Source organism: Robertmurraya beringensis, assembly GCF_042433785.1.
GTDB lineage: Bacteria > Bacillota > Bacilli > Bacillales > Cytobacillaceae > Robertmurraya_A > Robertmurraya_A beringensis.
The window spans coordinates 12,812-38,863 of record NZ_JBHLUU010000126.1 but is presented as its reverse complement, the minus strand read 5'-3'; the positions used below and the strand labels follow the sequence as shown (position 1 = coordinate 38,863).

The following is a 26,052-nucleotide window of genomic DNA, read 5'->3' as shown; positions in this document are numbered from 1 at the left end:
ATTATTCGGGAGAGCTTTTTTTATGTAAAAATGGACAAAACGACAAACACTAATCTCTAAGTTGATAAGAGAATTTAGTTCCAGACGAGGTGAAAACAATGAAACATATGATGGCCGTGTTCCTGGTTATTTTATTAGCAGGCTGTGGTTATTACTCCTCGAAAGAGAACGGTGAGAATAATCAACCCAAAATTTATAATAAAACCGTTGAAAAAACAAGTGAAGAGATCCCAGTGGAACGTTTCCGTCCATTTCAATCATATAAAAAGGACATTAATGTCTTATTACTAGGAGTTGATAGTAGAGGGGGAGCATCCTCAAGATCAGACACCATTATGCTCGCAAAATACGAGCCATTAAACAAACAGGTAAAGCTGATTTCCTTAATGCGAGATAGTTATGTAACAATACCAGGATATAATAAAAGTAAGTTGAATCACGCATATTTTTATGGTGGGGACAAGTTATTAAAGGAAACGGTTGAAAAAAATTTCAACGTAAAAATAGATCATGTAGCACTGATTGATTTTCAAGGGTTTATTAATGTGGTTGATATACTTGCTCCAAAAGGGATAAAAGTAGATGTATCAAAACCCATGATGAAGGATTTACGTATTTCAGGTGAACCGGGAATACATGTACTTAAAGGCCAACAGCTTTTGGATTATGTAAGATTCAGGCATGATGCAAGGAGTGATTTTGGAAGAGTTGCGAGGCAGCAGGAGGTCATTATCTCGTTAAAGGATGAAGCGGTTGAAACACTTGGATCATTTGAGGGAATTGTAAAATTGCCAGATATTTTAACAGAGGTTGCTAACCATGTGGACACCGACATTGCTCTTAAGGATTACTTGACACTTGGAGCCACTTTTATTCTAAATCCTGTTTCAAATGTTGAAACCTTACGAGTACCAGTTGAAAATAGCTACACAAATAAATATACTAAGCATGCAGGAGAAGTATTAAATATGGATATGCAGAGAAATAAGGACGCAATTTCTGAATTCTTATCAAAAGAGGTAAGTGAATAGGGAAGTTGTTCATACATCTTCTCTATTTCCTGTAAAATGTAATTATGGTAATGGGGGAAACTAGGCGATGAAACAAACGGAAGTTTATATATTATCGGGGTTTTTAGGAAGCGGTAAGACGACTTTACTAAAGAAACTTTTAAAAGCGGAGAAGGAGAGCGGCAGAAAGGTTGCCGTATTGATGAATGAACTTGGAAAAGTATCCATTGATTCCGACGAAGTTAATGACGATGTACCACTAAAAGAGTTACTAGGTGGGTGCATTTGTTGTACGATTCAAGATAAACTTGAAGCTCAACTTCAAGAGTTATTAATTACTCATCAACCAGATTGTATATACATCGAAACAACAGGAGCAGCTCATCCAGTCGAAACTTTAGATGCTGTGCTGTCCCCACTATTTGCTACCCAGCTGCATGTGAAAGGAATTCTTACCGTTGTTGACGGTAGACTTTGGTTAGAGCGCCGAACCTACTCTCCTCAAATTCAGCAGTTGATTTCAGAACAAATTAGACATGCGGATTTAATTGTCATTAATAAAAGTGATGAATTAAGTGAAGGTGAAAAAATACTCATTACGACCGGCATTCAATCACTTAATGAAAAGGCAATTGTCATTTTAACTACATACTCTAATGTTTCAATAAAGCAAATCCAATCTCTTTCCTATGAGAAAAAGCCACATTTGAATAAAAGTCATGTTGAAAATGATTTGAAATTAAGTACTTTTGTTTACTCATTTTCAAAGGCAGTTGATTTGGATGCGTTTGAGAACTTCCTACAAGCATTGCCCGATACGATTTATCGAATCAAGGGTTATGTGAAATTTTCATCTACGTCATTTCCCTATTTATTTCAGTTTTCGTATGGAATGCCGATTTACATAAAAGAAGAAATGAATATGCCGTTAAATCTAGTATTTATTGGGGAAAACATTCTGTGGGATGAAATTTCAAGCAAGCTTGAAGAGTTGGAAAAAAAGCAAGTCTAGTGTGGGGGATTGGAAAGCTTGAACAAACGCCCAAGCTTTAATTGTTTTGGTTTTCGCCAAATTTAACAAAAGTTCTTTCGTCTTCAATGAGTCCACAAGCTGCACATTGAACTTTATAAGAAGGACCTTTGTAAGCCATATGAAATGGAGAAAGCTGCTCTTGTGAGTACTCCTCCATCACGTCACCGGTTTGAGGATCTAACTTTACTGATTGTGGTTGTTGCTTAATAAGATTAAAACGACTTCGATTCGTTTTGCAATTTGGACAACGATAAGGCTCAGCCATTTGTGATTCTCCTTCCGCTTCTTTTATGATGTATATTCTTTCCTTTTTTTTATGGAATATGTATTTGAATACTAACAAATAGAAGGGTTGTAATTTAAATGAAGAAAGTGATAGAAGCATATCGATCTCTATGGAATAATCGTCTACTTAATGAGGGAGATGATGAGGACGTTCTTAGAGAGGCGATATCACGCGAACTTAAGGATGAGTTTTCCCATCCTCGCGTTCGAAAACAGCCCCATGAAAAATATTATTTAGCAACAAAAAGGGTGATTGAATCTGACATCGAATCTGACATGAAACTTTCACTTCTTGTCATCCATTTGGAAGAAATGGAGAAGATATTGTCCGTAACAAGGAAGCTGTAGCTTCTTTTGTTACGGAAGTAAGGTAAGGACTGAAAAGAAATGAAGAATGGTCCCAGCAATAACAAACAGATGCCAAATGGCGTGGTGGAATTTAAATCCTCTCCATACATAAAAAATGGAACCAAAGGTATATAACAATCCACCGATAACGAGTAAATACCACCCAGTTGGCTCCAAGCCTGAAGAGATCGGCTTATAGGCAAAAACGATTAACCAACCCATCACTACATATAAAGCAGTGGAGATGAATAGAAATTTCTTCACATAAAAGGTTTTAAATACAGTTCCTCCAATCGCTAATCCCCAAACGATTCCAAACAAAGTCCAGCCTAGTGCACCTTTGACTAGTAAAAATAAAAATGGAGTATAGGTCCCAGCGATAAAAAAATAGATGGATGAGTGGTCGAAGATTTCAAATAAATCCTTTACCCTTCCTTGTGGAAAACTATGAACCAATGTTGAAGAAATATATAAAAGGACCATTGTTGAGCCATATAATGTAAAGCTAACAATATGCCATACGTTTCCGTAAAGAGATGAAAAGACAATAAGAAGAACGAGAGCAGTGATGCTAAGTAGGGCTCCAATTCCATGAGTAATTGAATTTGCGATTTCTTCTCCTTTTGTAAAAACATGAGTTTCAGCCAAGATCATCACTCCATTGCGTTTATAATCATGTTCTTACTTTACTAAAGATTGACAAACAAATAAAACATTTTAATATATTTTTGTATTTCACACTTATTTCACACGCAAGTCGTATAATATGCGGTATTCGAACTGTATGAGGAGTATTATGAAAATGAAGGTAAAACATGTATGGCTAACTACTATTTGGGCACTTCTCTGGATCGTTTCGGGGTGTTCGAACGATCAACCAATCATTCCAGACAATAAATCGCTAGCAATTACAGTCAACATAAAAGATATGTCGCTTTCTTTTGTTGATCTTGAAGAAGCAAAAGTAATCGAAACATGGACAATGAATAAGCCCTATACCGGGGGTGTTTTATTACCAGATAATGATTCACTTCTTTTGTACGGAAAGCAGGTCGAAACAGTTGATATTTACTCTTTACGAACAGGAAAACGTGTTACAAGCTGGGAAACAGGTAAAGGAATCGTCGAAGGGGTTTTGCTGCCCGGAAGTGAGGAAATTGCCTTCTCTGATCAAGAAAGGCAGTCAGTAAGATTCTTTCTTTTCGATGGGAAGGAAATCAAAGAAGTGGTAAAGACCGGAAATCCACTAGCGTTAATACCTAATCACTCTCAATTATTTGTAGTAAGCTATAATTCAAAAAAACTAACCAAAGTTGATCTCGAAAGCAAAGAAATAACGAGTCAATTTTCGATTCATTCAGCGGCAACTGGAGCGATTATTCAGGAAGATAAGAATGAAATATGGATTGGTGGCCATGGACTAGGCTCTGAGATCGAAAGTTATATCCATGTTTATGATAGTGAGTCAGGTGAGTTAAAACGGAAAATTTCAGCTCCTATTATGCCCATTAACTTATTACATAATAATGACGGCACATTTGCTTTAAGCCATGGTTCAAATAGTCTTTATAAAATATCAGATGAAGGAGTAATTCAAGAGAAGATTACTGTGGGAGCGAATCCTTTTGAAATGACAGATTATAAAGATCAGCTAATTGTTGCGGGCTACGATAGTAATGATATTCATTTCGTTACGAAAAAAGATTTAAGCATAGGAAAGACAGTCAAGGTCGGCAAAGGACCCTTTCAAATAATCATTAGGGAGATTGACTAATGGAAAAGCAAATTCAAGTACTCATCGTGGATGATGAGGAGGATATGAGACAGTTACTGAAGATGTATCTTGAGAATGAAGGTATGATTTGTTCACTTGCAGCAAATGGTGAGGAGACGTATAAATACGTTTCTACGAATCGTTTTGACATTATTTTACTGGACATTATGATGCCAGGGGATGATGGGTTTGTTGTTTGTGAAAACCTTCGCCTTGTATCAAACACGCCTATTATTTTCCTATCGGCAAAAGGAGAAGAATGTGATAAAGTGAAGGGACTCAAAACTGGGGCAGACGATTATATTGTGAAACCGTTTAGTCCTGGAGAACTTGTTGCTAGAATTCAAGCGGTCCTTAGAAGAAGTCATACATTTAAAAATGATAATGAAATGGTTAAGGCAGGTATTATTTTTATTGATAAGAATGCTCGAAAGGTAATGATCCAACATAAACATATTGTTCTGACATTAAAGGAATATGAAGTACTACTTTTCTTTATCGAGCACCAAGGTCAAGCACTGAGTAGAGAACAACTTCTTGAACATGTTTGGGGCTTAGGTTATAACGGAAGTCTTCGTACGGTTGATACACATATAAAAACTTTACGTATGAAGCTTGGAAAGGCTGATTATATAGAAACGGTCTGGGGAATTGGTTATAAGTTTGAGGTGCCTGCTAATGGAATTTCTTCCTAATACCCTTTCAAAGAAACTTTGGGTGTTTGTTACAACAACGATTATAATAACCATTGGGTTTTCGTTTTTATTATCCCATTATTTCTATGAAAAAATATACGTTGAAAATGTAAGAAGAGGGTTATTGGAAGAAGGAACAAAGCTCTCTACTGAATACGAAGGTGGACCTTTATCGAGTGAATTAATTGAAAAAGTAGAGTGGTACAATACAAAGAACGAATCAGAGGTTTTTATAGTTAGTAACCCAAGAGAGTTAAGCGCTTGCTTACCTTTTGAAATCGATTATGATTCAATTATTGCTCCGGAAGAAAGAGATCAGTTACTTAATGGTCAATCAGTCGAAAAAATGGGATATGAAGAACGTTTTGATCGAGACGTGATGGCTGTAATTGTCCCTTTAATTGATTCGAATCGACTTGAGGGGATCATTTATTTATATGTACCTTTAGCAAAAATCTCAGAGCTTACAAACGATTTTTCATTAATTGGTCTGGTGGTCGGGGTACTTTTTGTCATTCTGGCTGTTTACGTAGGGACCATTTTTGTAAAGAAAATGACTAAACCCTTGGAAATAATGAAACAGGCTGCTGAAAAAGTAACAGCTGGGGATTATTCGGCAAGAGTACCCGTCTTTTCTAAAGATGAAATCGGTCAATTAGGAACCGCTTTTAACCTCATGTCGGTATCTATACAAAAAGAAGATGAAAGAAAAAAAGAATTTTTAGAAGATGTATCTCATGAGTTACGTACCCCAATTAGTTATGTGAAGGGGTACAGTGAGGCATTAAAAGCTGGTCTAGCTAAGACGTCCCAAGATCAAGAGCGTTATTTAGCATTAATACATAGAGAAGCAAAACGAATGGAAAGACTTGTTGGAGATTTACTAGATTTATCGAGATTGGACGCAGAAGATTTTCGTTTAGAAATGTGTCCGCTACCATTAGCACAGCTTGTTGAGGATTGTTTGGAAAAATACCGTCCGTCTTTGCAACAGAAGGGATTGCTTCTAAACACAGAATTAGATCCTGATATTATCGTAAATGCTGATGAGGGGAGAATTGAGCAGGTAATTCAGAATATAGTAGATAATGCAATTAATTATACGGAGCGAGGTCGTATCACGGTTCTGTTATCAAAACATGAAAAAGGTTGTATACTCTCCATAAAGGATACGGGTATTGGTATTCCTAGGGAAGATATTCAAAGAGTCACTCAGAGATTTTTCCGTGTGAACAAAGCCCGAACTAGAAGTGATGGTGGCACGGGCCTTGGGTTGGCTATATCTAACAAATTAATTAAACTACATGGAGGCGAGCTTGAAATCAAGAGTAACCTTGGAAAAGGAACGTGTATCTCCATCATACTTCCCGTGATATAAAAAATGAGTTGAAAAATCTGAAAGGAGTAATAGAAAATGAAAAAAGGATTAATTTTTTTTATGTTCACATTGTTAATTTTGAGCCTAACGGCTTGTGTTCAAGAAGAGGATGAGATTCCTCAGTTTTTAGATGTACAGTTGACGATTACTCCTGAACATGCCGAAAAAGGACAGAAGGTATTATTTGAAGCAAAAGTAACCTACGGTGAAGAAGAGGTTACAGATGCGGATGAAGTTGCCTTTGAAATATGGCGTGCAAATGACGAAAATCATGAAAAAGTTGAAGTACAGCATAATGCTAACGGAGTATACTCCCTAGAAAGAACGTTTGATACGGATGGAACGTATTATGTATACGCCCATGTTACGGCAAGAAGCATGCACAATATGCCTAAAAAAGAGTTCGTTGTGGGTACAGCCAGTGAAAAAGAAGAGGATTCATCTTCCTCAATGATGGATGAAGAAGAGGACCATAGTGGTCATTAATCCTCTCTTTGAATAAATAAGACGACCTCTTCGTTTTCTACTGGTAGTTTAATGGTTAATATCCCATCTGTAAGAGAATAACGTATTCCTTCTTTGTTTATATGAGAAGGAAGCGTTATTTTTTTTTCAAATCTAAGATGTGGTCTTTCTTTCAAGTGGTACCGCATGCCATCTTTCATCGTTCGACATGTACCGGTTAGTATGCAAACATCTTTCTCTAATCTAACATGTATATCACTTATTTTTATGCCAGGTATTTCTGCTTCTAGAATAAAGCCCTCATCAACTTCATATAAATCACAGCGAGGAAAGTTTTTTTGCTGGAGCTCCATCGTCCACTTCATTGTGGACTCCACTTCTTTTCTCCAGGAAGATTCTAGATTACAGTTATCATTAAAAAACATCACATGGTCACCCTTTAAAAAATTTCTTTCACATCAATTTCTGAGTACTGAAAATCTGTGCTTTTTGGAATTTTCACTTCAAGAACGTCATCTTTGTAAGTTGCTACTCCCCCTTTTTTCTTGACAGTTGCTGGTAAGGTGTAAACTTGTTTTTCCGATTCATTTGGAAAATTTTCAATGATAAGCTGGTTTGAAGTATGACAGACTTTAATATTCCTAAGACAGTCTTCATTCTTAATGGGAATCATAGCAAAAACGAAGTCATGTGTTTCAAAGATATGAGCAGAATATGTGTCCTTTTTTAAAGAGGTCGGATTCTGGTTGCTGTGTGAAGTTGTAGCAAAATCAGGTGAAAATCCGGCTCCATTCATTCCTTGGCTAAACACTTTGCTCATGGTCTCCTGAACGTATTTCTCGATATCCTGAGGTTTCATTCCTTGAAAACTACCCTTCATATCTTTTCCGAAAGGGAACATATTCCATGGAAACATTTGTACCACCCCTAATTTAAAAAATCTCCACTACATCTTATGCAGTAACTTAGGTATGGTTAAATTCGATTCAGACACTTTATATTTGCATTCAAGCGAACTTCTTTTTAGTATATTTATTAGAGAATACAAAATTTATTTATTGTGAGGTTATTGATTTGAATTTAAAAACAGCTTTGATTACAGGGGGAGCGACGGGTATTGGGAAGAAAATCGCCGAGGAGCTTGCTCAAAGTGGAATAAATCTCGTTGTTAACTATCGAAGCAGTGAAAATGAAGCGATAACCCTTGCAGAAGGATTAATCGCCAAATATGGAATCAGAATGGAACTCATTCAGGGTGATGTTTCGAGTCAAGAGGATTGTATACAAATTTGTGAACATATCAAACAAAAAAATATTACGATAGACATACTCATACATAACGCAGGGCCTTATATTCATGAAAGGAAAAGACTAACCGATTACTCGTTTGATGAATGGAATTATTTAATTAATGGTAACTTGAACGCGGTCTTTTATTTAACTAGAGAATTAATTCCTAAGATGAGAGAGAAGAAGTGGGGAAGAGTCATAACCATTGGATTTGATCGGGTAGAAACAGCGCCAGGCTGGGTTTATCGTTCAGCTTTCGCTGCTGCAAAAACAGGGCTAGCCAGCTTAACAAGAACCCTTTCTCTTGAAGAGGCTGAAAACGGTATTACAGCAAATATGGTCTGTCCAGGGGACATTACTGGCCTTTGGAAAGAGATGAATATACTAGAAGCAACATCACAGGTATTAACAAGTACACCAGTTGGTAGACCAGGGACGGGAGAAGATATCTCAAGGGTTGTTGCATTTCTAATTGATAACCAGTCGAGCTTTATAACTGGTAGTATTATCCCTGTAACAGGAGGGGTGGATGTTCTCGGGAAAGTTCATAATAAATCATAAGAAAAGAGGCAAGCACGTTAGTTAGAGCTTGCCTCCTTTTTATATATTTTTCTTTGTAGATAAATCAGACGACTTGATAAACATATGGCGCCAACGGCTAATCCTGAAATGAGTCCAATCCAGTAGCCAAAAGCTCCCCAATTGGTGTAATTAGCCAAGTAGTAACCAAATGGAAGGCCAACTACCCAATAAGATACAAGGGACATAATAAATGTGATGTTTACATCCTTGTAGCCACGTAAGGCACCTTGAACAGGAGCTTGGATGGCATCTGAAAGCTGAAAAAATAATGCATACAATAAGAAATGTGCCGTTAATTGTAAAACTTCATAATCACTTGTATAAATAGATGCTATTTCTGTTCGCAGTAAAGCTAAAATGATCCCGCATATAAGAGCCAGACTAACAGCCATCGTTAATCCAATCCAGCTATAGACTTGTGCATCACGGTACCTTTTTGCCCCCACTTCAAACCCAACAACTATTGTCAGCGCCATTGAAATACTGAGAGGAATCATGTACAAAAAAGATGCAAAGTTGAGAGCCGCTTGATGAGAAGCAATTGTAACGGTATTAAAGGTACTCATCAAAAGGGTAACTGCAGCAAAAATACTCGTTTCAAAAAATATTGCTAAGCCAATCGGAATTCCAATTATAAGGATTTCCTTCCAAGCTTTTAGTGCTAATGGATACACCTTACTGAATACATGGAAGGTTGAGAAAGACTCTTTAGAATGTATAATCCAAACCGCAATCCCAGTAACAATCCAATATGTTATAGCTGTGGCATACCCTGCACCTACTCCTCCGAGCTCTGGAAACCCATATTTCCCATATATAAGTAGATAGTTAAAGGTAATGTTAATTGGAAGGGAGGAAAGTGAAATAAGCATGGTGACTCTAGTTTTTCCAAGTGCATCAATAAAGGAGCGCAATACTTGATAGACAAAGAGGGGGATAATCCCGAAACTAAGTGCTACTAAGTAATCATGCGCAATTTGTTCAACAGCTGGTTCAAGACTCATAGACTGAAGAATGTAGTTTAAAGTAAATGCACCTGTGATAAGAACAACGATTGCTAGAGTAATGGATAGATAAACTCCTTGAATGACCTGATAGGGTATGTCCTTACGTTTCTTTGCTCCAATTAATTGTGATACAACTGGGGTGATTGCAAGTAATATTCCACTTAAGCCTGTAAACACAGGTGTCCAAATACTCGAACCAATGGCGACACCAGCTAAATCAATCGGACTGTAGTGACCTGACATGGTGGTATCAAAAAAATTCATTGAAAATAAAGCGAGTTGGGTAACAAGAATGGGTAAAAGAATGTATAAAAGCTGTTTGATTTTCTCTTTCTTTGTGTGTGTTTGATTCATTATGTTTTTTCCTCAGTTTCTATTCAGTTAATGTTTGAAATTATAACACAATTACTTCTGTTACCGAACAAATTTTTGACATATACCTGTCACGAACATGTCATAATATTTTTTAAATTTTATGAACAGTTTGATAGGGATGAATGAAATATAATTCTTTTGTAAAAAATGAAGACAATATCTTTTGAAAGGAAGCGATCTGCATGAATTTCAATTTAAATCGTATTAATCCCAATCAAACTCAGGTAATATACATGGATGGACGTTTTGAAACACTTACGAATGAAGAGCTAAGTGAGCTAATCGGTACGCATGAATTGTATCAGGAGGAAGTTCCTCAGCAACCACAATAAAAGAAACGCTCCTTTAAGAAAGAGCGTTTCTTCTTATTATATGAAATTTCGTTTATGCTTCTAATAAATGTGTTGATTCTTGATGTAATGGTTGTAGTGATTGATGCTGACTTTCACGCTTAACATGCAATGTGTATAAATCTTTTGGTATTTCATATAAGTTATAAAGATCTTCATCTTTATTTAATTGGTCAAGCAAAGCTTTTCTCGTTTCATTAGCATAAACAACATAAGGTAATTTCTCTGCTGCTTTTTGCGAGCGGACGTTAACCTTTCTAATACGCATATAGATGGTCTCTATGCCTAACTCATAAAATAGCTCTTCAAAAAACGCTTCTTTGGCAATCTTATTGTATCCTTTTCCATGATATGGTTTTCCTAGCCAAGTGCCAAGAAAGCCTGCATTGTCCTCAATATCAAACAAATTAATTGTTCCTATTGGAGAACCCCATTCATCAAGGATCGTACGAGAGATCATTTCTCCACGTTCTTCTGCTTCTATTGTTTGTTTTGTAATAAATAGGTATTCGTCATAACAACGTGTCTTTTGACGTACAAAAGGAAAGACTTCTGGATGCGTCATTAAATCGTAAAGTGCATGGCAGTCGTGAAGCTCGCGCTTCTTGATCATGTGTATCCCTCCAATATGAGGACAGTCCGACTCCATGACAAATAGAGTCTCCGATCCTACCCTCGAAATTTTTTGTAGTGCTAAAAAATTTCGGGGTGGGAATCGAACCCACTAGAACCAGATACCTGGTGGCGCACCATTTGCCTTCCCTAGTCTTGCCTATATTTTATTCTAATAAAATAAATTACTATTTACTCACTAAAGTATCATACTAAAATTTATTACCGAATGGAATAGGAAAATGCATAGAAATTGATCTATTTTTATCGTCAATTTTTGACAGACAAAATCCTACAAAAATCACGCTTGACTATATACAATAGTGCCTTTTATCATTGTCCATTTCGGTTTTGATAAAAAATGGAATGGGTGATGACTCCAAAGAACAAGGTCGGCCTCTTTACCAATTTCAATGCTTCCGATTTTATTATCGATGCGTAAATTTCGCGCTGGTAATATAGTAATTCCTTCTAATGCCTTTTGCTCTGATAATCCTTCTCGAGTAGCAATCGCTGCACATACATTTAAGTATTGAATAGGGGTATATGGATGATCCGTTGTAATGGAGACTTCTACTCCATGGTCAGTTAATTCCTGATACGTTTTCCAACTTTTGTTCTTTAGTTCGACTTTTGAACGCCTCGTTAAGGTTGGACCGACGCTTACCTTAAGACCCATCCCTTGCAATTCATCTGCAACAAGATGACCTTCTGTACAATGCTCTATTCGTAAGTCAAGGTTAAATTCCTCTGCAAATCGAACCGCCGAAATGATATCGTCTGCCCGATGAGCATGTATACGAACAGGTATTTCCCGTTTTAATGCCATAACAATCGGAGCAATTCGTAATAAATCTGGATTGTCACAATACTGAGCTTCTCTAAACTTTTCACGAAGCATTCCCATGATTCCCATTCTAGTGATCGAATCGTTATTTCCTTGACTATGAATTCTTTTAGGATTTTCCCCTAATGCAATTTTTAGACCGGCTGTTTCTTGCGCAATCATCTTTTCAATGTTTTTTCCAAATGTCTTAATCACAGAGGTCGTCCCGCCAATTACGTTTGCGCTTCCTGGCATAACATGAGCAGTGGTGATTCCATGCTTGATAGCATCTGAAAAGGCTGGGTCAAGTGGATATACACCATCTATGGCACGAACATGAGGACTCATTGGATCGATGGTTTCGTTCGCATCATTACCCGCCCATCCTGTCCCTTCATCGTAAAGACCTAAATGAGTATGTGTATCAATAAAACCAGGTAGTAAAAAATAACCGTTGCAATCAATGATTTTTGTTGTACTGTCTGAAGCAATTTTAGAATGTATTTTATTTATTTTTCCATCTAGGATTAGAATATCGCCACAATGAATGGGTTTTGAGGTAATGGGATAAATATGAGCATTCTTTAAGAGTATTTTGTTCATCTTTTCAACCTAACTTTCATTCATAATCTATTTAAGAATCAATCTGAAAAAAACCCACCAAAAGGTGAGTGTATTAAAAAATTCCCGTCAACTGTAGTATGATGATTAATAGTCCTAATATCCAAACATACACAGCAAAAAATCGTAATGAGTGCTTCTTTAAAAAATTTACCATCCAAACAATGGCAAAATATCCAAATAAAGCTGAAGCAATGGTTGCAACAAGAAGACTGCTAAAGCTGATATTCTCAACCTGTCCAGATGCTAATTCTCCAAATTGTAAAACCACTCCACCAGCAATCGCGGGAATAGAAAGTAGAAATGAGAAGTAGGCAGCAGTTTCTCGATCAAGCTTTCGGAACAGTCCTGCTGCAATAGTTAACCCTGAACGTGAAACAGCAGGGAAGATAGCTGCAGCTTGGAAAGTTCCGATGAATAAAGCGTCTCCGTATGTGATAGAATGTAGCGTTTTGTCACCGCGACGTACAGCTTCTGCGATCCATAAAATCATTCCTGTAAAAATAAATTCCCAGCCAATTGTTATACCTGTCTTTGAAATGGAATCAAATAAATCACTTAATAAGAGCCCAACTACAACTGCTGGGATCGTACCAATGATAACAAGTTTCGAAAGTTTTCCAAATGGGTTCTTTATTATTGTTATGATTTCATTTTTATAAATGACTAAAACGGCTAATAGCGTACCGATATGTAGCATCGTATCTAAGAAAATACCTGCTTCATCAAGTCCAAATAAATGCCTTCCTAAATACAAGTGACCCGTACTAGAGATGGGAATGAATTCAGTTAAACCCTGAATAATCCCAAGTACAAATGCTTCTAATTTTGACATCATCAGCTGCTTCACCTCTCTATAAGTTGACTACTATAAATGTATGGCAGCATGTCCAGAACAAGAACTCTCTTAGCCGGAATTATTTGTATAATCATTTGAAACCTTTCATAATTTCAACCGTAAATAATACTATAGGATAAAAAGGAGTGAATAAAATGCCAACAAATGAGGAAAGAACCTTGGCTGCTGCCATTTATGTAATTAGTTTTTTTACCGTGTTTATCGGTCCCTTGCTAATTTGGCTTATTAAAAAAGATTCGTCATCATACATTGATTACCATGGAAAAGAGTACATGAACTTTTTTATCTCTTACTCCATCTACACGTTTGTTAGCCTTATTTTAATGATTGTCTTAATTGGTTTTCTAACCATTTGGGTAGTTGGATTGGCTGGATTTATCTTTACAATTATTGGAGCAATTAAAGCGTACGAGGGTACTTCGTATCGAATTCCGTTTATTTTCCGTCTCATCCGATAATATTTCTCATAAAGCCTGGAAGACTCTGGGCTTTTTTGTATGTAAGAAAATAAAAATTTGTTATAATATGTAAATGAAGGATGTGCAGAAAGGAAGTAATGATTTGTTTTTAGATGGAATCGGTCTTGTACTAGAGGGCGGCGGAATGCGCGGAGTTTATACGGCAGGTGTGTTAGAGAGCTTCTTAGAGAAAGGATTATCTTTTCCTTATGTTATTGGAGTATCTGCTGGTGCGTGTAATGCTGCCTCTTATATATCACAGCAGAAAGGGAGAAATAAAAGGGTGAATCTTGAATATATATCGGATTCACGTTATCTCTCTTTGAAAAATTATATAAAAAACCGGGAGTTATTTGGAATGGATTTTATCTTCAATGAAATTCCATCAAGACTAATACCTTTTGACTTTGAATTGTTTTGAATACACTGTAACACATTTAGCAGGGAGGAGATTTAAATGACGGTATGGGTCTTACTTGCGCTTGCACCTTTTATTACTCTCTTGTTTCTTGAAGAGGTTATTCAATTCTTTTATCAGCGTTACGTGTATGGAGCTGGAAAGGTCGAAAAAAAACTATTCTTTTTAATTGGAACATGTTTGAAAAAAGTAAAGAATGTTGTTCAACGAACAAAAGTAAGGGTGCAAGGATAAGAAGAAGTATCATGAATAGAGAAACAGTTTCATAGAATGTATTAGGGAAATTTTTTCTAAGGAGACTGTTTTATGAAAATCCATAACTATTATCACTACGCAGCCATGACGAGTTTACATGCTAGTATTGTTGCACTTATTCCACCATTTTTCTTAATATGTATCGGAGTTACTCTGAAACAACATCATAGTGTTGTCCTATTAACTTTGCCTTTTATCGTGTACAGTTTCATAGCTTATCAAATTTATCTAGTTAATAAACATAGAATGGAAGTTTTGGATGAGACAGTTGATGAGACGACGACAGAGGAGTCTGTTGTTGGATCTTCAATGGCAGTTCAGTTTCTTCCTGCTCCATCTTTAAGGATGCTTCTATTTAGCCAAAACGGTCAACTTAGTGTGGAAATAAAGGATGTTTATCAATACAAATTTAGATGGTTTATTCCTTATTTTATAGATCAATTCTTCCCGAAAACGTATACCTTTTCAAAATCGGATGGAGGGGAGTTATTCACAATTATTCTCAAAGGGAAAAACATTATAATAAATCGTATGGATGGTCAATGTGTCGGGAGAGTTCATAGGAAGCCTTTTAAAAGGTATGTGGTAGAAACAGATCATTCAACAAAAGAAGTATTCCTGCAATCCTCTTCCCTTTTTACGGACATCAAACTATGCAACTCTCAAGGAGAAATATTGGCTAGAGTGAGACGAGGTTTTCTGCCGCGTATTTGGGACAGGCATATTAAAGATGAGAATACACCCATACTTACATTTAGTGATGAGCTAACCGATCTCGAAAAGGTCATGCTCCTTTCTATTCTGACCAAGATCTATCGCTATAGAAATCATTGAGCAGTGAGATAGAATAATTGAAATAGTTATAGTATGATGAAACCAACTTCAACCCAGGGTTGGTTTTTATTGTGGAGGATTTACCATGAGAAAATTTATGATCATCATTACGTTGATTGTCTTATTACTGTTTGTCGTTGATAAGTTTTTATTAAAAGAAAAGGGGTTAATTAGCAAAGTAGACGGAAATAAATTCGAACTCATTCAAGATGCTGATAGTCTTCCGGTAGGAATAAAAATGGAGAATCAGGCACCAAACATTCAAGTAATGGATTTAAACGGGAACCAAGTAAGTCTAGCAGATTATCGTGGAAAAAAGGTTTTATTAAACTTTTGGGCAAGTTGGTGTCCGCCTTGTAAGGCTGAAATGCCACATATGGAGGAGTTGTATAAAGAACACAAGGATGATGGATTTGTTATTCTTGCGTTGAACATGACAAACACGGAAGATAGCCTTGAGGATGTAACAGCCTTCGTCGAGGACCAAAAGCTAACATTTCCCATTCTATTAGACGAAAAGGGAGAAGTCTCTGCTGAATATGAAATTTTAGCATATCCTACAAGTTATTTTATTGATTCAACAGGAGTTATAAGAAATAAAGTGACAGGTGCTCTTGATAAAGAAAATATGTATAAAGAATTGATGCGGCTACCTTAACAAGGAATTGGCAGTAAGTGCAAAATGTGATAAAATGTATGATTGTGGCTGACTCATATTTATTGAGTGAAAGCGGGTAGGGAGAGGGCTAATTAAATAGATTGGAATCTATATGATAAGTGCATGGTTACATCGTTTTTTTAGGATTGAAGCGCATGAATCATCCATTCAAAAGGAGATAGTTGCAGGAACGATCGGCTTTTTCACGATTGTTTATATTGTTGCTGTCAATTCGCTTATCTTATCTGAAGCAGGTATTCCGCTTGAAGGAGCAATAATCGCGACTATTCTTACATCAGTTGTCGGTTGTCTTCTTATGGGCTTGTGGGCGAATGCACCGATTATTCTCGTTCCAGGAATGGGAATTAACGCACTTTTTTCTTATACTCTAGTGCAAACAATGGGTCTTAGCTGGCAGGAAGCGTTAGCGGTTGTATTTGTATCAGGAATTATGTTTATGATTGTAGCTTTTACTAGCTTGTCTATTAAGCTTAGTCAGGCAATTCCACAGTCGTTAAAGGAAGCGATAACCGTTGGTTTAGGGCTATTCCTCATGTTTATTGGTCTGGAAAAAGCCGGCTTAATTGTAAAAGGAACCAATAGTATAATAGCACTTGGTGCATTAAACGAACCTAGTGTATTAGCTTCTATCATCACCTTTGTGATTGCGGTTATTTTGTTTTTAAGAGGAGTTCCAGGGAATTTTCTGCTAACAATAGCATTTGGAACACTGATTGCTTGGTCTTTCGGGATAATCGATGTTGCGGAAGAAAGTCAGGTAAGTTTCAACATTAGCGAGTACTTTGAAGTGTTTGGGGCTATGTCGTTTGCTAAACTGTTTACTTTTTCTTTTTGGGTTGCGGTATTCTCATTATCGATGGTACTAATATTTGAAAACATCGGATTGGTTCATGGCCACGCGCAATTTATTAAACGTCCAGAAAAGTTTTCCAAAGGTTTACAAGCGAATTCTATATCTGCCTTTGTTTCAGCTATTTTCGGAACAAGTCCAACTGTCTCGACAGTGGAGAGTATATCCAGTATGGCTGCAGGTGGAAAAACAGGATTAACAGCTGTAACAACAGGACTTTTATTTGCAGCTTCCGCATTTTTTATCCCGGTTTTTAAGTGGATACCAAACTCGGCAATCGCACCTATTCTCATTATCATTGGTGGATTAATGCTTCAGAATATCCGAAACATTGACATGAAGGATTTAGGCGAGAGCTTTCCTGCGTTGATTATGATTGTAATGATCCCATTCACGTATAGCATTGCTGACGGAATTGCGATCGGATTTATCCTATATCCGCTAGTGAAAATTTCAATAGGAAAAGCGAAAGAAGTTTCTGTACCTCTTTATATTATTGCTTTTTTATTCCTAGTAAATTTCTTTACACATTATATATGATTGTTAAGGAGTATCTCTTTTTAGGAGATGCTCCTTATTTTTTAAGAAGAATAAAAATTTTCTTTCCTACAAACTTCGACAGTATCTATGTTTTACCTCCGATAAAATATAAATATTCGCCAAAGAGCAATGGTCGGAGGGATTAAAAAATGGAAGTTTTTGTTGCAAGGCAGCCGATATTTAATCAAGAAGAAGGGATAGTTGCTTACGAGCTGCTTTACCGAAATAATCATATTAATGAATTTCCAAACATAGATGGGGACCGAGCTACTACTGAGTTGATCATTAATAGCTTTCTAAATATAGGGATAGATGCTCTTTCTGAAGGAAGGCCGTGTTTCATTAACTTTACAGAAAATTATTAGATATGAGGTTACCTTCCTATGTTTGTTCTAAGAAAATAGTCATTGAGTTAGTTGAAACTACACGCCCAAGTAGAAATCTATTAGAAATTATAAAAGAAATGAAGAAAAGTCAATATAGAATTTCCATTAATTCTAGCATGTTAGATGAACTGAACCCCTATTCAAAAGACATTTTAGAACAGACAGATTATGTAAAGGTAGATTTTCAAAAAACAGATAAGAACGTACGCAAGCACATAAATAAAAAGGCATTGGCAACTGATACGATCTTAATTGCTGAAAAAATAGAAACCAGTGAAGAATATTTGGAAGCAAAATCAAATGGTTATAGTCTGTTTCAGGGCTATTACTTTTCTAAGCCTGCCATTTTCTCAACTTTTGATATTCCAGCTTATTTTACCTCTTATGTTGAAATGAGAGCATTTATTTCAAAGGAAAAAACATCTGTAAATGATATAGTTGAATTTATAGAAAGAGATCCTTCATTATCATACAAAATTTTAAAACTAATCAATTCACCGGCAAATAAATTAAAAGAAAAAATCTATCATATTCGCCAAGCAGTTAAACAGTTTGGACCTTTTGAAATAGAAAACTGGATCTATGTTTTGGCAGCAAGAGAAGAATTAACGCAAACGTCGAATGTCTCCATAGACGTGGCAAAACTATGTTTAACTAGAGGAAAACTTTGCGAAAAAATTGGAAGATTACGGAATGATCAATCCGAAAAAATACCCGGATATTTTATGACCGGTATTTTTTCATTTATGAATGGGCTCAAAGCATTTCCGATAGAGAAAATGACTGATTCACTTCCACTAAACGAGGAAATGATTCAGGCGTTAATGGGGGTCCAGAATGAGTATAAAGATGTGTTGGACCTTGCTGTTGCTGTTGAAAAAGCACAATGGAAAATAATCGGAGATATTTGTAAAAAGCTTGAAATCATGGAAACAGATTTATTTAAACTATATGCTGAAGCAATCAATTGGTCTAATCGAATGGTTGTAGAAGATATTTGCTATCTTTAAAATACAAATCATGTTCTACTTAAGTACTTTATTGTACAATAGAGGAAATGTAGATTATTAATATGTATGTTTACGGAGGTTTAAATGTGATTTTAGAAATTTTAAAATGTCATGGGTCAAATAATGACTTCCTCATCATTGATGAAATGACAAAACCTTTATTTACTGAGCAACTGCGTTCCGAGATTGCGCTACTTCTTTGTAATAGAGAAAATGGCGTAGGTGCTGATGGGATTTTATTCGTACTAGGCAGTGAGAATTTTGATGCCAAAATGAGAGTATTTAATGCAGATGGATCTGAGGCGTCAATGTGTGGAAATGGATTACGCTGTGTGGCCCGTTATGTTTGTGAAAAACTTTCCATCCAAAGTGCGGTCGTAGAAACGATGAAAGCAAATTTGGTAGTGAATGAGCGCGAAAGCATTCTTGGAGAAATCCCAACTTATCAGGTAGAAATCTCTCCTGTTTCTTTTGAACTTAATGATCTTCCATTAACTTTAAATCAACAAACATTAATAGATGAACCCATACAAGAGCTTTCAGAAATTAAGTTCACTGCTGTAGCAGTACCTAACCCTCATCTGATTGGAATAGTGACAAAAGATCAAATACAATCAAATGTACAAAAAGAATTGAGTGAAAAGGTAAATAGTCCAAACAAGTTATTTCCAGATGGAGTAAACGTGAGTTTCGTAAAGCCACTTCAGAAAGGAAGTATCTTTGTGCGTACATTTGAAAGAGGCGTTGGCTTTACGAATGCTTGCGGAACAGCAATGTCCGCTTCTACACTTGTTTCTTGTTTACTTGGCCTAAATGAGTTTGAACAACCGGTTGATGTGTATAATCCAGGTGGCAAGGTACGCTGTGTCGCACATAAAGTTGATAATTCCTTCAAAATTGATTTAATCGGAAATGCAACCTTTACGCATCGTTTCCAGATAGAAATTCAGTTGGAACAACAAGTTTTTTCTTATTTGAAAAAGGAAGAAATTACAAAAGAAATTAGTCAATATAAGAGCTTGGAAGAACATTCAAAACAAGTGTTAAATGAATGGATGTAAGGAAAGCCGGGTTATCCCGGCTATTTTTTTTGTTTTAAAAACTCAAGTATGGGTGAAAAGTTTTGTTTTTGTTTCGTCTCAAAATAGGATTGAAAAGGGTTGCCCTTTTCGTTTATACGCTTCATCATGTTTAAAATAGTAAAATCCTCCATACGTAGTTCGTCAGTTACTTCTTCCCAAAATAAGGGAGTGGCCAGAGCAGCCGTGTCATTTCCCCTAGCAGAATAAGGTGCTATAATGGTTTTCCCTTCTGCATGTTGAATATAGTCGATATACAATTTATTTTGCCGGTTTTTCTTTAAGCGCTCAATTGTAAATGAATCAGGTGCTTTCGAGATCAAATATTCTGCTATGAACTCAGTAAACAGCCTTGTATCTTCGTAAGTAAATTCATTTTCAGGAAGTGGGATATAAATCTGTAGCCCTTTATTTCCTGATGTTTTTACAAACCCAATAAGATTTAATTGATCGAGGACTTCTTTGATCATTTGAGCAGCTTTAATTGCTAGTTTAAACTCCTTGTTAGAAGGAGGATCCAAATCTAACACAATTTCACTTGGTCCGTTACTTGATAGAGTTTGAAAAGGAATATGGAACTCAAATGCCAGCTGGTTACCTAACCATATTAGGGTTTTTAAATTATTACAGACAATATAGTTTATTCCTTCATGCATGAAAGTTTGTACAAAATCTGGTGCATATTCAGGGCAGTTTTTCTGATAAAAGGCTTCCCCGAACATTCCGTGCGGATATCGTATCACCGTTAGTAACCGGTTTTGTAAATATGGTAAAAAGTATGGTGAAATTTCCTGTAAATAATGAATAAAGTCGATTTTTTTTACAGAAGGTGATTCCCATAAAGGTTTGTCCGGATGGGAAATTTCAATGTCATTAGGCATGTTTTTTTGTTGGTGTACAAATTTATCATATGTACAATCCTTAGGTGTAAGGTCAAATCGGAATCGTTCAAAATGTGGTTCCCGCATTTGCTCATCATATAATTCCAAGTATTTGATTTCCAAACAAATGGCAGGTTGGACGTAGATGAACCGGTCATCTTCACTTGATTTATTATCCTTGATAATTTGGAATAGTGCTTGTTTTTCCTCAGGCTTGATGCCGAATAAAAATTGGCCAATTTGATAAATTTTGGTATCTCTAAAAACGCCCACATAAAAATAGCCATTTGATTTTTCGTATGCGGTTACAAAGCAGGATACATATTTAAAGTTTTTAAATTTTAGCCAAAGAGTGGTTCGTTTGCCTTCCTCCCACTGGTTTGAATCTTGTTTGGCCACAATTCCTTCACCATCATGTAAAACGACTTGTTCCCAAACGGCTTGATAATCTTTATAAGCGGGAATTAACTGAATCAAATCTGTACTTAAAGGATTGGGAGTTGTGGGCAATTGAGAATCTTTAAAAAGCTTTAAAAGTGATTTTTTACGATCAACATATTTCCTATCACTGCATAAGTTTCCGTTAATCGATAATAAGTCGAATACAAGGAAACGACATGGATTATGTAATGCTTTTTCGAGTATTTTTTTTTTACTGCGCATTCTGCCGCGAACTTGAATACTGCTAAAATCGGCTTTATATTCATTTTCAAGATCCACTAACTCCCCATCAAGCACCAGGGGGAGGAATGTTTTAAACACTTCATAATTTTTTTCTAGGTAAATTTTTATTTCCGGAAAAATTTCGAGTAAGGAGTTTCCGTTTCTACTTATTAATTTTATTTCCTTGTCCCAAAATAAAAGGGCACGAAAGCCATCGTATTTTACTTCGTAGTTCCAATTATCACCCTGTGGTACTTCGAATGTTAAAGTTGGTAGCATTGGTTTCAAACGAATCACTCTCCTTACTTTTTAGTTTTCCAATATCATCAGATACTTACTCTTTTTCCAAATTGTAAGTAGGATAATGTGTTTTATTAAACAAAAAATAATAAAAATGGAAAATAGGAATGGAGAATACACATGCATACAATATGGAAAGGGAGTATCAGCTTTGGACTCGTGAATATCCCAATCAAGCTTCATTCTGCAACAGAAGATAAGGATATCAAGCTTCGGACATTACACAAGAAATGTCACTCTCCGATAAAATATGAAAAAACTTGTCCTGTTTGCGATGAAGAAGTGAAGCAGGAGGAAATTGTTCGAGCATATGAATACACAAAAGGGAAATTCGTTATTCTTGAAGACGAGGATTTGAATAAATTAAAAAAAGAAAATGAAGAAAAGGCAGTTGAGATTATAGATTTCGTAAAAATGGAGGAAATTGATCCAATCTATTATGATCGAAGCTATTTCATGTCCCCAAGTGATGGGGGTGGAAAAGCATACTCCTTATTAAGAAAGGCGCTGCAAGAATCAGAAAAGGTTGGTCTAGCCAAAATAATCATTCGTTCAAAAGAACAAATGGCTGTCATACGAGTGTTTGAAAACTCATTGGTAATGGAAACCATTCATTTTCCTGATGAGGTAAGATCTGCTGCTGATGTTCCTAATGTTCCCGCAGAAGACAAAGTAACCGAAAAAGAACTTGATACCGCGATCATGTTGATTGATCAATTAACCACAACATTTAATCCGGAAAAATACACGGATGATTATCGAAACGCTTTAATTGAATTGATTGAATCTAAGCGTTCTGGTAAAGAAATAGTTACGCCAGTTGAAAAAGAACAAAAATCCAATGTCACAGATTTAATGGCTGCACTACAAGCATCAATTGATAAAACAAAGCCGAAACAAACATCGACAGAAGCTCCAAAGAAAAAACGAACAACAGTCAAAACAAAAAAGCAGGCTTAAGAAAAAAAGTCAAACCATTTAGGGTTGACTTTTTTGTTTGAGTTCATGCAAGTCTTTAAAAAGTCCTTGAGAATTATTTGTATACAAAATAAGATTATAGATAAGGATGTGAGAGAATGGATCAAAAAATATTACCAGCATCATCAAATTTAAAGGATTTTGAGTTGTTTTTAAAAAGCCCGTATCGAGTAGGGGTATTCCTTGAAACGCATATCGCTCAATTGAAAAATATTAATCAATTAGCAAAGGCGCATGGGAAGGATATGATCTACCATGTTGATATGATTCATGGGCTGAAAAATGATGATTATGGTACCGAATATATTTGCCAGGAAATTAAGCCATATGGAATCATCTCTACAAAATCAAGTGTCATATTAAAAGCAAAACAAAAAGGGGTAATCGCAGTTCAAAGAATCTTTTTAATAGATTCCCATGCACTAGAAAAGAGCTATAAGCTAGTGAATAAAACGAGACCAGATTATATTGAAGTACTTCCTGGGGCTATGCCATGGATGATAAATGAAGTGAAAAATAGACTTGATACCCCAATTTTTGCTGGAGGACTAATTCGAACGCGAGATGAAGTTAATAATGCATTAAAGGCTGGGGCTACGTCTATAACCACTTCGAAAAAGGAACTATGGGATTTATTTTAATCTACTAACTTAAAAATATAGCAAATTTTTAATATAATTATTGACAGCGTTTTCAAATATTAATATACTGTAAATACAAGTTAATCATTTGTGACGGAGAAGAGGAGACTCACGCAGATTACCTAAATGGTGTATTCTGTCGTGGGTCTTTTTTTGATGTTCCAAAGTGATGGCTTGAAATTTTAAAATAAGAAAGGGGTATGTGTATGTCGCCGTTTTTAGGTGAAGTGATTGGAACCATGATTTTGATTGTGTTTGGAGCGGGAATTGGAGCGGGTTCTTCTCTGAAGGGGAGTTACTCAAACAATCCTGGTTGGATTGTGATTACTCTAGCGTGGGGTTTAGCAGTAACAATGGCTGTTTTTGCAGTAGGCTCTATTAGTGGGGCTCATTTAAATCCTGCTGTAACGGTTGCGCTTGCGGTGAATGGAAGTTTTCCTTGGGCAGATGTACCGAGTTACATAATTGCTCAATTGCTTGGTGCTATAATAGGAGCTACTTTAGTATTTTTACATTATTTTCCTCATTGGAAAGGTACAGAAGACCCTGGCACGAAGCTAGGTGTGTTTGCAACTGGTCCTGCTATTCCACATACGTTCTCAAACGTATTTAGTGAGATGTTCGGTACTTTTATTTTAGTATTAGGATTATTATTTATCGGAGCAAATAATTTCACAGAAGGACTTAATCCGATTGCAGTGGGGCTTTTAATTGTGGTTATTGGTATGTCACTTGGAGGAACTACCGGGTATGCGATTAACCCCGCTCGTGATCTAGGTCCAAGAATTGCGCATTTTCTACTTCCCATCCCAGGAAAGGGTGGTTCGAACTGGGCCTATTCCTGGATTCCAGTTGTTGGCCCAATTCTTGGTGGTGCATTAGGAGCAGTTTTCTACAAAACAGTCTTTCTAGGAGAAGCAGGTTCCTACACTTGGCCGGTAGTAGGCGCTTCAATAGTGGTTCTTTCATTATCATATGTTTTTGGTAAAAAACAATCAAGTAATACGACTGCCTCACAAGCAGCATAAATTTAATCTATTAGGGGGAACTTTTAATGGAAAAGTACATCTTATCTTTGGATCAAGGTACAACAAGCTCGAGAGCGATTTTGTTTAACAAAGAGGGAGAAATCGTCCACGTAGCTCAGAAGGAATTTACTCAAATTTTTCCAAAGCCAGGTTGGGTTGAACATAATGCAAGTGAAATTTGGGGGTCCATATTAGCTGTTATTGCGAGTGTCATGTCAGAATCGAATGTGAAACCAGAGCAAATTGCTGGAGTAGGAATAACAAACCAACGTGAGACGGCTGTAGTCTGGGATAAGGAAACAGGACTTCCGATCTATAATGCGATTGTATGGCAATCGAGACAAACAAGTGGAATATGTGATGAATTAAGAGCGAAAGGATATAATGAATTATTCAGAGATAAAACAGGACTTCTTATCGATGCATATTTTTCAGGAACAAAGGTTAAATGGATTCTCGACAATGTAGAAGGTGCTCGAGAAAAGGCAGATCAAGGAAAACTCCTTTTTGGAACAATTGATACCTGGCTCGTATGGAAGCTATCTGGTGGGCAGGCTCATGTAACCGATTATTCAAATGCATCTCGTACATTAATGTATAATATTTACGATTTAAAATGGGATGAGGAGCTTCTTGAAATCTTATCAGTTCCAAAATCCATGCTTCCTGAAGTCCGTCCTTCCTCAGAAGTGTATGCACATACGATTGATTATCATTTCTTTGGCCAAGAGGTTCCGATTGCGGGAATTGCTGGAGACCAACAGGCTGCCTTGTTTGGTCAGGCTTGCTTTAGTGAAGGGATGGCTAAAAATACGTATGGAACAGGATGCTTTATGCTCATGAACACGGGTGAGAAAGCAGTGAAATCCGACAATGGCTTACTAACTACGTTAGCATGGGGGGTAGACGGAAAAGTCGAGTATGCACTAGAAGGAAGTATATTCGTAGCTGGCTCTGCCATTCAATGGCTTCGTGATGGACTCAGAATGTTAAAGAATGCTGCGGATAGTGAAAGCTACGCGTCGAAAGTAGATTCAACAGAAGGGGTATATGTTGTTCCTGCCTTCGTTGGATTGGGTACACCTTATTGGGATAGTGATGTTCGCGGTGCAGTGTTTGGGTTAACTCGAGGGACTTCGAAAGAACATTTTGTTCGCGCTACTCTAGAATCATTGGCTTATCAAACAAGGGACGTACTTTCTGCAATGGAAGCGGATTCCGGTATTGAATTAAAAGCATTAAGAGTAGATGGAGGGGCTGTTAAGAATGACTTCTTAATGAGCTTTCAATCTGATATTTTGAACGTACCAGTGGAAAGACCTAAAGTAAATGAAACAACCGCGCTAGGCGCTGCATATTTAGCTGGTTTAGCGGTTGGATATTGGGAAAGTAGAGAAGATATTGCTAAGCAATGGGCAGTTGATCGGGCTTTTGAACCGAAAATGGATTCTGATAAAAGAGAAGAGCTTTATTCTGGATGGAAAAGAGCTGTTCATGCAACAATGGCATTTAAGTAATATAAATATAGTTTAAATGTTTACC

Annotated in this window: 30 protein-coding genes and 1 pseudogene; 22 read left to right on the top strand and 9 right to left on the bottom strand. The window is 36.5% G+C overall.

Features of this window, described 5'->3' with window-relative positions:
• Positions 1–98: 98 nt before the first annotated feature.
• Positions 99–1,031 (top strand): LCP family protein, encoded by a 933-nt coding sequence (locus ACFFHF_RS22400; protein ID WP_160549061.1) that lies wholly within the window; start codon positions 99–101, stop codon positions 1,029–1,031.
• Positions 1,032–1,098: 67 nt separating this feature from the next.
• Complete coding sequence (locus ACFFHF_RS22395; protein WP_160549062.1) at positions 1,099–2,022, top strand: CobW family GTP-binding protein; 924 nt, start codon at positions 1,099–1,101, stop codon at positions 2,020–2,022.
• Positions 2,023–2,059: 37 nt separating this feature from the next.
• On the opposite strand, the gene ACFFHF_RS22390 is transcribed toward ACFFHF_RS22395, so the two are convergent.
• Positions 2,060–2,308, bottom strand: coding sequence for a DNA alkylation repair protein (locus ACFFHF_RS22390; RefSeq protein WP_160549063.1), 249 nt, complete (start codon positions 2,306–2,308; stop codon positions 2,060–2,062).
• A gap of 98 nt (positions 2,309–2,406) precedes the next feature.
• On the opposite strand from ACFFHF_RS22390, the gene yoyC reads away from it, so the two are divergent.
• Positions 2,407–2,676, top strand: a complete 270-nt coding sequence (yoyC, locus tag ACFFHF_RS22385; protein WP_340904278.1) for a protein YoyC — start codon at positions 2,407–2,409, stop codon at positions 2,674–2,676.
• 9 nt (positions 2,677–2,685) lie between these two features.
• Here yoyC and trhA read toward each other — a convergent pair whose 3' ends face one another.
• Complete coding sequence (gene trhA, locus ACFFHF_RS22380; RefSeq protein ID WP_160549065.1) at positions 2,686–3,324, bottom strand: PAQR family membrane homeostasis protein TrhA; 639 nt, start codon at positions 3,322–3,324, stop codon at positions 2,686–2,688.
• A 154-nt stretch (positions 3,325–3,478) separates the two neighbouring features.
• Between trhA and ACFFHF_RS22375 the strand changes: the two genes are divergently transcribed.
• Genes ACFFHF_RS22375 through ACFFHF_RS22360 form a run of 4 tightly spaced genes read left to right on the top strand, consistent with a single transcriptional unit; the run spans position 3,479 to position 7,009 of the window.
• Positions 3,479–4,450, top strand: coding sequence for a YncE family protein (locus ACFFHF_RS22375; protein WP_340904275.1), 972 nt, complete (start codon positions 3,479–3,481; stop codon positions 4,448–4,450).
• Positions 4,450–5,145, top strand: a complete 696-nt coding sequence (locus ACFFHF_RS22370) for a response regulator transcription factor (protein ID WP_377059105.1) — start codon at positions 4,450–4,452, stop codon at positions 5,143–5,145. The genes ACFFHF_RS22375 and ACFFHF_RS22370 overlap by 1 nt, the downstream gene beginning before the upstream one ends.
• Positions 5,129–6,523 carry a sensor histidine kinase gene (locus ACFFHF_RS22365; protein WP_377059104.1) on the top strand — a complete coding sequence of 465 codons (1,395 nt, stop codon included), beginning with the start codon at positions 5,129–5,131 and terminating at the stop codon, positions 6,521–6,523. Before ACFFHF_RS22370 ends, ACFFHF_RS22365 begins: the two co-directional genes overlap by 17 nt.
• 36 nt (positions 6,524–6,559) lie before the next feature.
• Positions 6,560–7,009, top strand: a complete 450-nt coding sequence (locus tag ACFFHF_RS22360) for a FixH family protein (RefSeq protein WP_340904271.1) — start codon at positions 6,560–6,562, stop codon at positions 7,007–7,009.
• Here ACFFHF_RS22360 and ACFFHF_RS22355 read toward each other — a convergent pair.
• A complete protein-coding gene (locus ACFFHF_RS22355; protein WP_377059103.1) occupies positions 7,006–7,353 on the bottom strand; it encodes an Hsp20/alpha crystallin family protein in 348 nt (115 codons plus the stop codon). The genes ACFFHF_RS22360 and ACFFHF_RS22355 overlap by 4 nt on opposite strands.
• A 74-nt stretch (positions 7,354–7,427) precedes the next feature.
• A complete protein-coding gene (locus ACFFHF_RS22350) occupies positions 7,428–7,904 on the bottom strand; it encodes an Hsp20/alpha crystallin family protein (RefSeq protein ID WP_340904266.1) in 477 nt (158 codons plus the stop codon).
• Between the two features lie 158 nt (positions 7,905–8,062).
• Between ACFFHF_RS22350 and ACFFHF_RS22345 the strand changes: the two genes are divergently transcribed.
• Positions 8,063–8,839 carry an SDR family oxidoreductase gene (locus tag ACFFHF_RS22345; protein ID WP_377059102.1) on the top strand — a complete coding sequence of 259 codons (777 nt, stop codon included), beginning with the start codon at positions 8,063–8,065 and terminating at the stop codon, positions 8,837–8,839.
• Between the two features lie 17 nt (positions 8,840–8,856).
• Here ACFFHF_RS22345 and ACFFHF_RS22340 read toward each other — a convergent pair whose 3' ends face one another.
• Positions 8,857–10,221, bottom strand: a complete 1,365-nt coding sequence (locus ACFFHF_RS22340; RefSeq protein WP_377059101.1) for an MATE family efflux transporter — start codon at positions 10,219–10,221, stop codon at positions 8,857–8,859.
• A gap of 203 nt (positions 10,222–10,424) precedes the next feature.
• Here ACFFHF_RS22340 and ACFFHF_RS22335 point away from each other — a divergent pair, with 203 nt between their 5' ends.
• A complete protein-coding gene (locus tag ACFFHF_RS22335) occupies positions 10,425–10,574 on the top strand; it encodes a hypothetical protein (RefSeq protein WP_377059100.1) in 150 nt (49 codons plus the stop codon).
• Positions 10,575–10,626: 52 nt separating this feature from the next.
• Here ACFFHF_RS22335 and ACFFHF_RS22330 read toward each other — a convergent pair whose 3' ends face one another.
• From ACFFHF_RS22330 to ACFFHF_RS22320, 3 genes are all read right to left on the bottom strand, one after another.
• The gene (locus tag ACFFHF_RS22330) at positions 10,627–11,205 is read right to left on the bottom strand and encodes a GNAT family N-acetyltransferase (RefSeq protein WP_340904255.1); all 579 of its coding nucleotides are present in this window, start codon (positions 11,203–11,205) and stop codon (positions 10,627–10,629) included.
• 300 nt (positions 11,206–11,505) lie between these two features.
• The gene (locus tag ACFFHF_RS22325; protein ID WP_340904253.1) at positions 11,506–12,633 is read right to left on the bottom strand and encodes an amidohydrolase; all 1,128 of its coding nucleotides are present in this window, start codon (positions 12,631–12,633) and stop codon (positions 11,506–11,508) included.
• 73 nt (positions 12,634–12,706) lie between these two features.
• Positions 12,707–13,486, bottom strand: a complete 780-nt coding sequence (locus ACFFHF_RS22320; RefSeq protein ID WP_377059151.1) for an undecaprenyl-diphosphate phosphatase — start codon at positions 13,484–13,486, stop codon at positions 12,707–12,709.
• Positions 13,487–13,644: 158 nt separating this feature from the next.
• Between ACFFHF_RS22320 and ACFFHF_RS22315 the strand changes: the two genes are divergently transcribed.
• The 9 genes and pseudogenes from ACFFHF_RS22315 to dapF all read left to right on the top strand — a co-directional run bounded on the left by ACFFHF_RS22315 (position 13,645) and on the right by dapF (position 20,001).
• Entirely contained in the window at positions 13,645–13,968 is a 324-nt protein-coding gene (locus ACFFHF_RS22315; RefSeq protein WP_160549076.1) for a DUF4870 domain-containing protein, read from the top strand.
• Positions 13,969–14,041: 73 nt separating this feature from the next.
• Positions 14,042–14,386, top strand: a pseudogene (locus ACFFHF_RS22310) (patatin-like phospholipase family protein); the annotation flags it as partial.
• Between the two features lie 39 nt (positions 14,387–14,425).
• Positions 14,426–14,620, top strand: coding sequence for a hypothetical protein (locus tag ACFFHF_RS22305; RefSeq protein ID WP_160549078.1), 195 nt, complete (start codon positions 14,426–14,428; stop codon positions 14,618–14,620).
• A 72-nt stretch (positions 14,621–14,692) separates the two neighbouring features.
• On the top strand, positions 14,693–15,475 hold the full coding sequence (locus ACFFHF_RS22300) for a hypothetical protein (protein WP_377059099.1): 783 nt from the start codon (positions 14,693–14,695) through the stop codon (positions 15,473–15,475).
• 85 nt (positions 15,476–15,560) lie between these two features.
• Positions 15,561–16,133 (top strand): TlpA disulfide reductase family protein, encoded by a 573-nt coding sequence (locus ACFFHF_RS22295; RefSeq protein ID WP_160549080.1) that lies wholly within the window; start codon positions 15,561–15,563, stop codon positions 16,131–16,133.
• Positions 16,134–16,248: 115 nt separating this feature from the next.
• Positions 16,249–17,544, top strand: coding sequence for an NCS2 family permease (locus ACFFHF_RS22290; protein WP_377059150.1), 1,296 nt, complete (start codon positions 16,249–16,251; stop codon positions 17,542–17,544).
• A 149-nt stretch (positions 17,545–17,693) separates the two neighbouring features.
• Positions 17,694–17,909: a hypothetical protein gene (locus ACFFHF_RS22285; RefSeq protein ID WP_377059098.1), complete on the top strand. Its 216-nt coding sequence runs from the start codon at positions 17,694–17,696 to the stop codon at positions 17,907–17,909.
• Between the two features lie 2 nt (positions 17,910–17,911).
• Positions 17,912–18,940 carry an EAL and HDOD domain-containing protein gene (locus ACFFHF_RS22280; RefSeq protein WP_377059097.1) on the top strand — a complete coding sequence of 343 codons (1,029 nt, stop codon included), beginning with the start codon at positions 17,912–17,914 and terminating at the stop codon, positions 18,938–18,940.
• 86 nt (positions 18,941–19,026) lie between these two features.
• Positions 19,027–20,001 carry a diaminopimelate epimerase gene (gene dapF / locus ACFFHF_RS22275; protein WP_377059096.1) on the top strand — a complete coding sequence of 325 codons (975 nt, stop codon included), beginning with the start codon at positions 19,027–19,029 and terminating at the stop codon, positions 19,999–20,001.
• Positions 20,002–20,021: 20 nt separating this feature from the next.
• Here dapF and ACFFHF_RS22270 read toward each other — a convergent pair whose 3' ends face one another.
• Positions 20,022–21,851: a DNA ligase D gene (locus tag ACFFHF_RS22270; RefSeq protein WP_340904239.1), complete on the bottom strand. Its 1,830-nt coding sequence runs from the start codon at positions 21,849–21,851 to the stop codon at positions 20,022–20,024.
• Between the two features lie 132 nt (positions 21,852–21,983).
• Here ACFFHF_RS22270 and ku point away from each other — a divergent pair, with 132 nt between their 5' ends.
• The 4 genes from ku (at position 21,984) to glpK (ending at position 26,027) form a co-directional block, all read left to right on the top strand.
• Positions 21,984–22,823: a non-homologous end joining protein Ku gene (ku, locus tag ACFFHF_RS22265; protein WP_377059095.1), complete on the top strand. Its 840-nt coding sequence runs from the start codon at positions 21,984–21,986 to the stop codon at positions 22,821–22,823.
• 116 nt (positions 22,824–22,939) lie between these two features.
• Positions 22,940–23,482, top strand: a complete 543-nt coding sequence (locus ACFFHF_RS22260; protein WP_160549203.1) for a glycerol-3-phosphate responsive antiterminator — start codon at positions 22,940–22,942, stop codon at positions 23,480–23,482.
• A gap of 206 nt (positions 23,483–23,688) precedes the next feature.
• Positions 23,689–24,510 (top strand): MIP/aquaporin family protein, encoded by an 822-nt coding sequence (locus ACFFHF_RS22255; protein ID WP_119708791.1) that lies wholly within the window; start codon positions 23,689–23,691, stop codon positions 24,508–24,510.
• A gap of 26 nt (positions 24,511–24,536) precedes the next feature.
• The gene (glpK, locus tag ACFFHF_RS22250; RefSeq protein WP_340904235.1) at positions 24,537–26,027 is read left to right on the top strand and encodes a glycerol kinase GlpK; all 1,491 of its coding nucleotides are present in this window, start codon (positions 24,537–24,539) and stop codon (positions 26,025–26,027) included.
• Positions 26,028–26,052 lie beyond the last annotated feature (25 nt).

Excerpts from the sequence above, each read along its gene's own strand:
- ACFFHF_RS22375 (WP_340904275.1), top strand. The coding sequence starts at position 3,479 with ATGAAGGTAAAACATGTATGGCTAACTACTATTTGGGCACTTCTCTGG.
- ACFFHF_RS22315 (WP_160549076.1), top strand. The coding sequence starts at position 13,645 with ATGCCAACAAATGAGGAAAGAACCTTGGCTGCTGCCATTTATGTAATT.
- ACFFHF_RS22320 (WP_377059151.1), bottom strand. The coding sequence starts at position 13,486 with ATGTCAAAATTAGAAGCATTTGTACTTGGGATTATTCAGGGTTTAACT.
- ACFFHF_RS22335 (WP_377059100.1), top strand. The coding sequence starts at position 10,425 with ATGAATTTCAATTTAAATCGTATTAATCCCAATCAAACTCAGGTAATA.
- ACFFHF_RS22305 (WP_160549078.1), top strand. The coding sequence starts at position 14,426 with ATGACGGTATGGGTCTTACTTGCGCTTGCACCTTTTATTACTCTCTTG.
- ACFFHF_RS22260 (WP_160549203.1), top strand. The coding sequence starts at position 22,940 with ATGGATCAAAAAATATTACCAGCATCATCAAATTTAAAGGATTTTGAG.
- ACFFHF_RS22390 (WP_160549063.1), bottom strand. The coding sequence starts at position 2,308 with ATGGCTGAGCCTTATCGTTGTCCAAATTGCAAAACGAATCGAAGTCGT.
- ACFFHF_RS22350 (WP_340904266.1), bottom strand. The coding sequence starts at position 7,904 with ATGTTTCCATGGAATATGTTCCCTTTCGGAAAAGATATGAAGGGTAGT.
- ACFFHF_RS22355 (WP_377059103.1), bottom strand. The coding sequence starts at position 7,353 with ATGAAGTGGACGATGGAGCTCCAGCAAAAAAACTTTCCTCGCTGTGAT.
- ACFFHF_RS22395 (WP_160549062.1), top strand. The coding sequence starts at position 1,099 with ATGAAACAAACGGAAGTTTATATATTATCGGGGTTTTTAGGAAGCGGT.
- ACFFHF_RS22365 (WP_377059104.1), top strand. The coding sequence starts at position 5,129 with ATGGAATTTCTTCCTAATACCCTTTCAAAGAAACTTTGGGTGTTTGTT.
- ACFFHF_RS22255 (WP_119708791.1), top strand. The coding sequence starts at position 23,689 with ATGTCGCCGTTTTTAGGTGAAGTGATTGGAACCATGATTTTGATTGTG.
- ACFFHF_RS22370 (WP_377059105.1), top strand. The coding sequence starts at position 4,450 with ATGGAAAAGCAAATTCAAGTACTCATCGTGGATGATGAGGAGGATATG.
- ku (WP_377059095.1), top strand. The coding sequence starts at position 21,984 with ATGCATACAATATGGAAAGGGAGTATCAGCTTTGGACTCGTGAATATC.
- glpK (WP_340904235.1), top strand. The coding sequence starts at position 24,537 with ATGGAAAAGTACATCTTATCTTTGGATCAAGGTACAACAAGCTCGAGA.
- yoyC (WP_340904278.1), top strand. The coding sequence starts at position 2,407 with ATGAAGAAAGTGATAGAAGCATATCGATCTCTATGGAATAATCGTCTA.
- ACFFHF_RS22330 (WP_340904255.1), bottom strand. The coding sequence starts at position 11,205 with ATGATCAAGAAGCGCGAGCTTCACGACTGCCATGCACTTTACGATTTA.
- ACFFHF_RS22280 (WP_377059097.1), top strand. The coding sequence starts at position 17,912 with ATGAGGTTACCTTCCTATGTTTGTTCTAAGAAAATAGTCATTGAGTTA.
- ACFFHF_RS22360 (WP_340904271.1), top strand. The coding sequence starts at position 6,560 with ATGAAAAAAGGATTAATTTTTTTTATGTTCACATTGTTAATTTTGAGC.
- ACFFHF_RS22325 (WP_340904253.1), bottom strand. The coding sequence starts at position 12,633 with ATGAACAAAATACTCTTAAAGAATGCTCATATTTATCCCATTACCTCA.
- ACFFHF_RS22285 (WP_377059098.1), top strand. The coding sequence starts at position 17,694 with ATGGAAGTTTTTGTTGCAAGGCAGCCGATATTTAATCAAGAAGAAGGG.
- ACFFHF_RS22400 (WP_160549061.1), top strand. The coding sequence starts at position 99 with ATGAAACATATGATGGCCGTGTTCCTGGTTATTTTATTAGCAGGCTGT.
- ACFFHF_RS22340 (WP_377059101.1), bottom strand. The coding sequence starts at position 10,221 with ATGAATCAAACACACACAAAGAAAGAGAAAATCAAACAGCTTTTATAC.
- ACFFHF_RS22300 (WP_377059099.1), top strand. The coding sequence starts at position 14,693 with ATGAAAATCCATAACTATTATCACTACGCAGCCATGACGAGTTTACAT.
- ACFFHF_RS22295 (WP_160549080.1), top strand. The coding sequence starts at position 15,561 with ATGAGAAAATTTATGATCATCATTACGTTGATTGTCTTATTACTGTTT.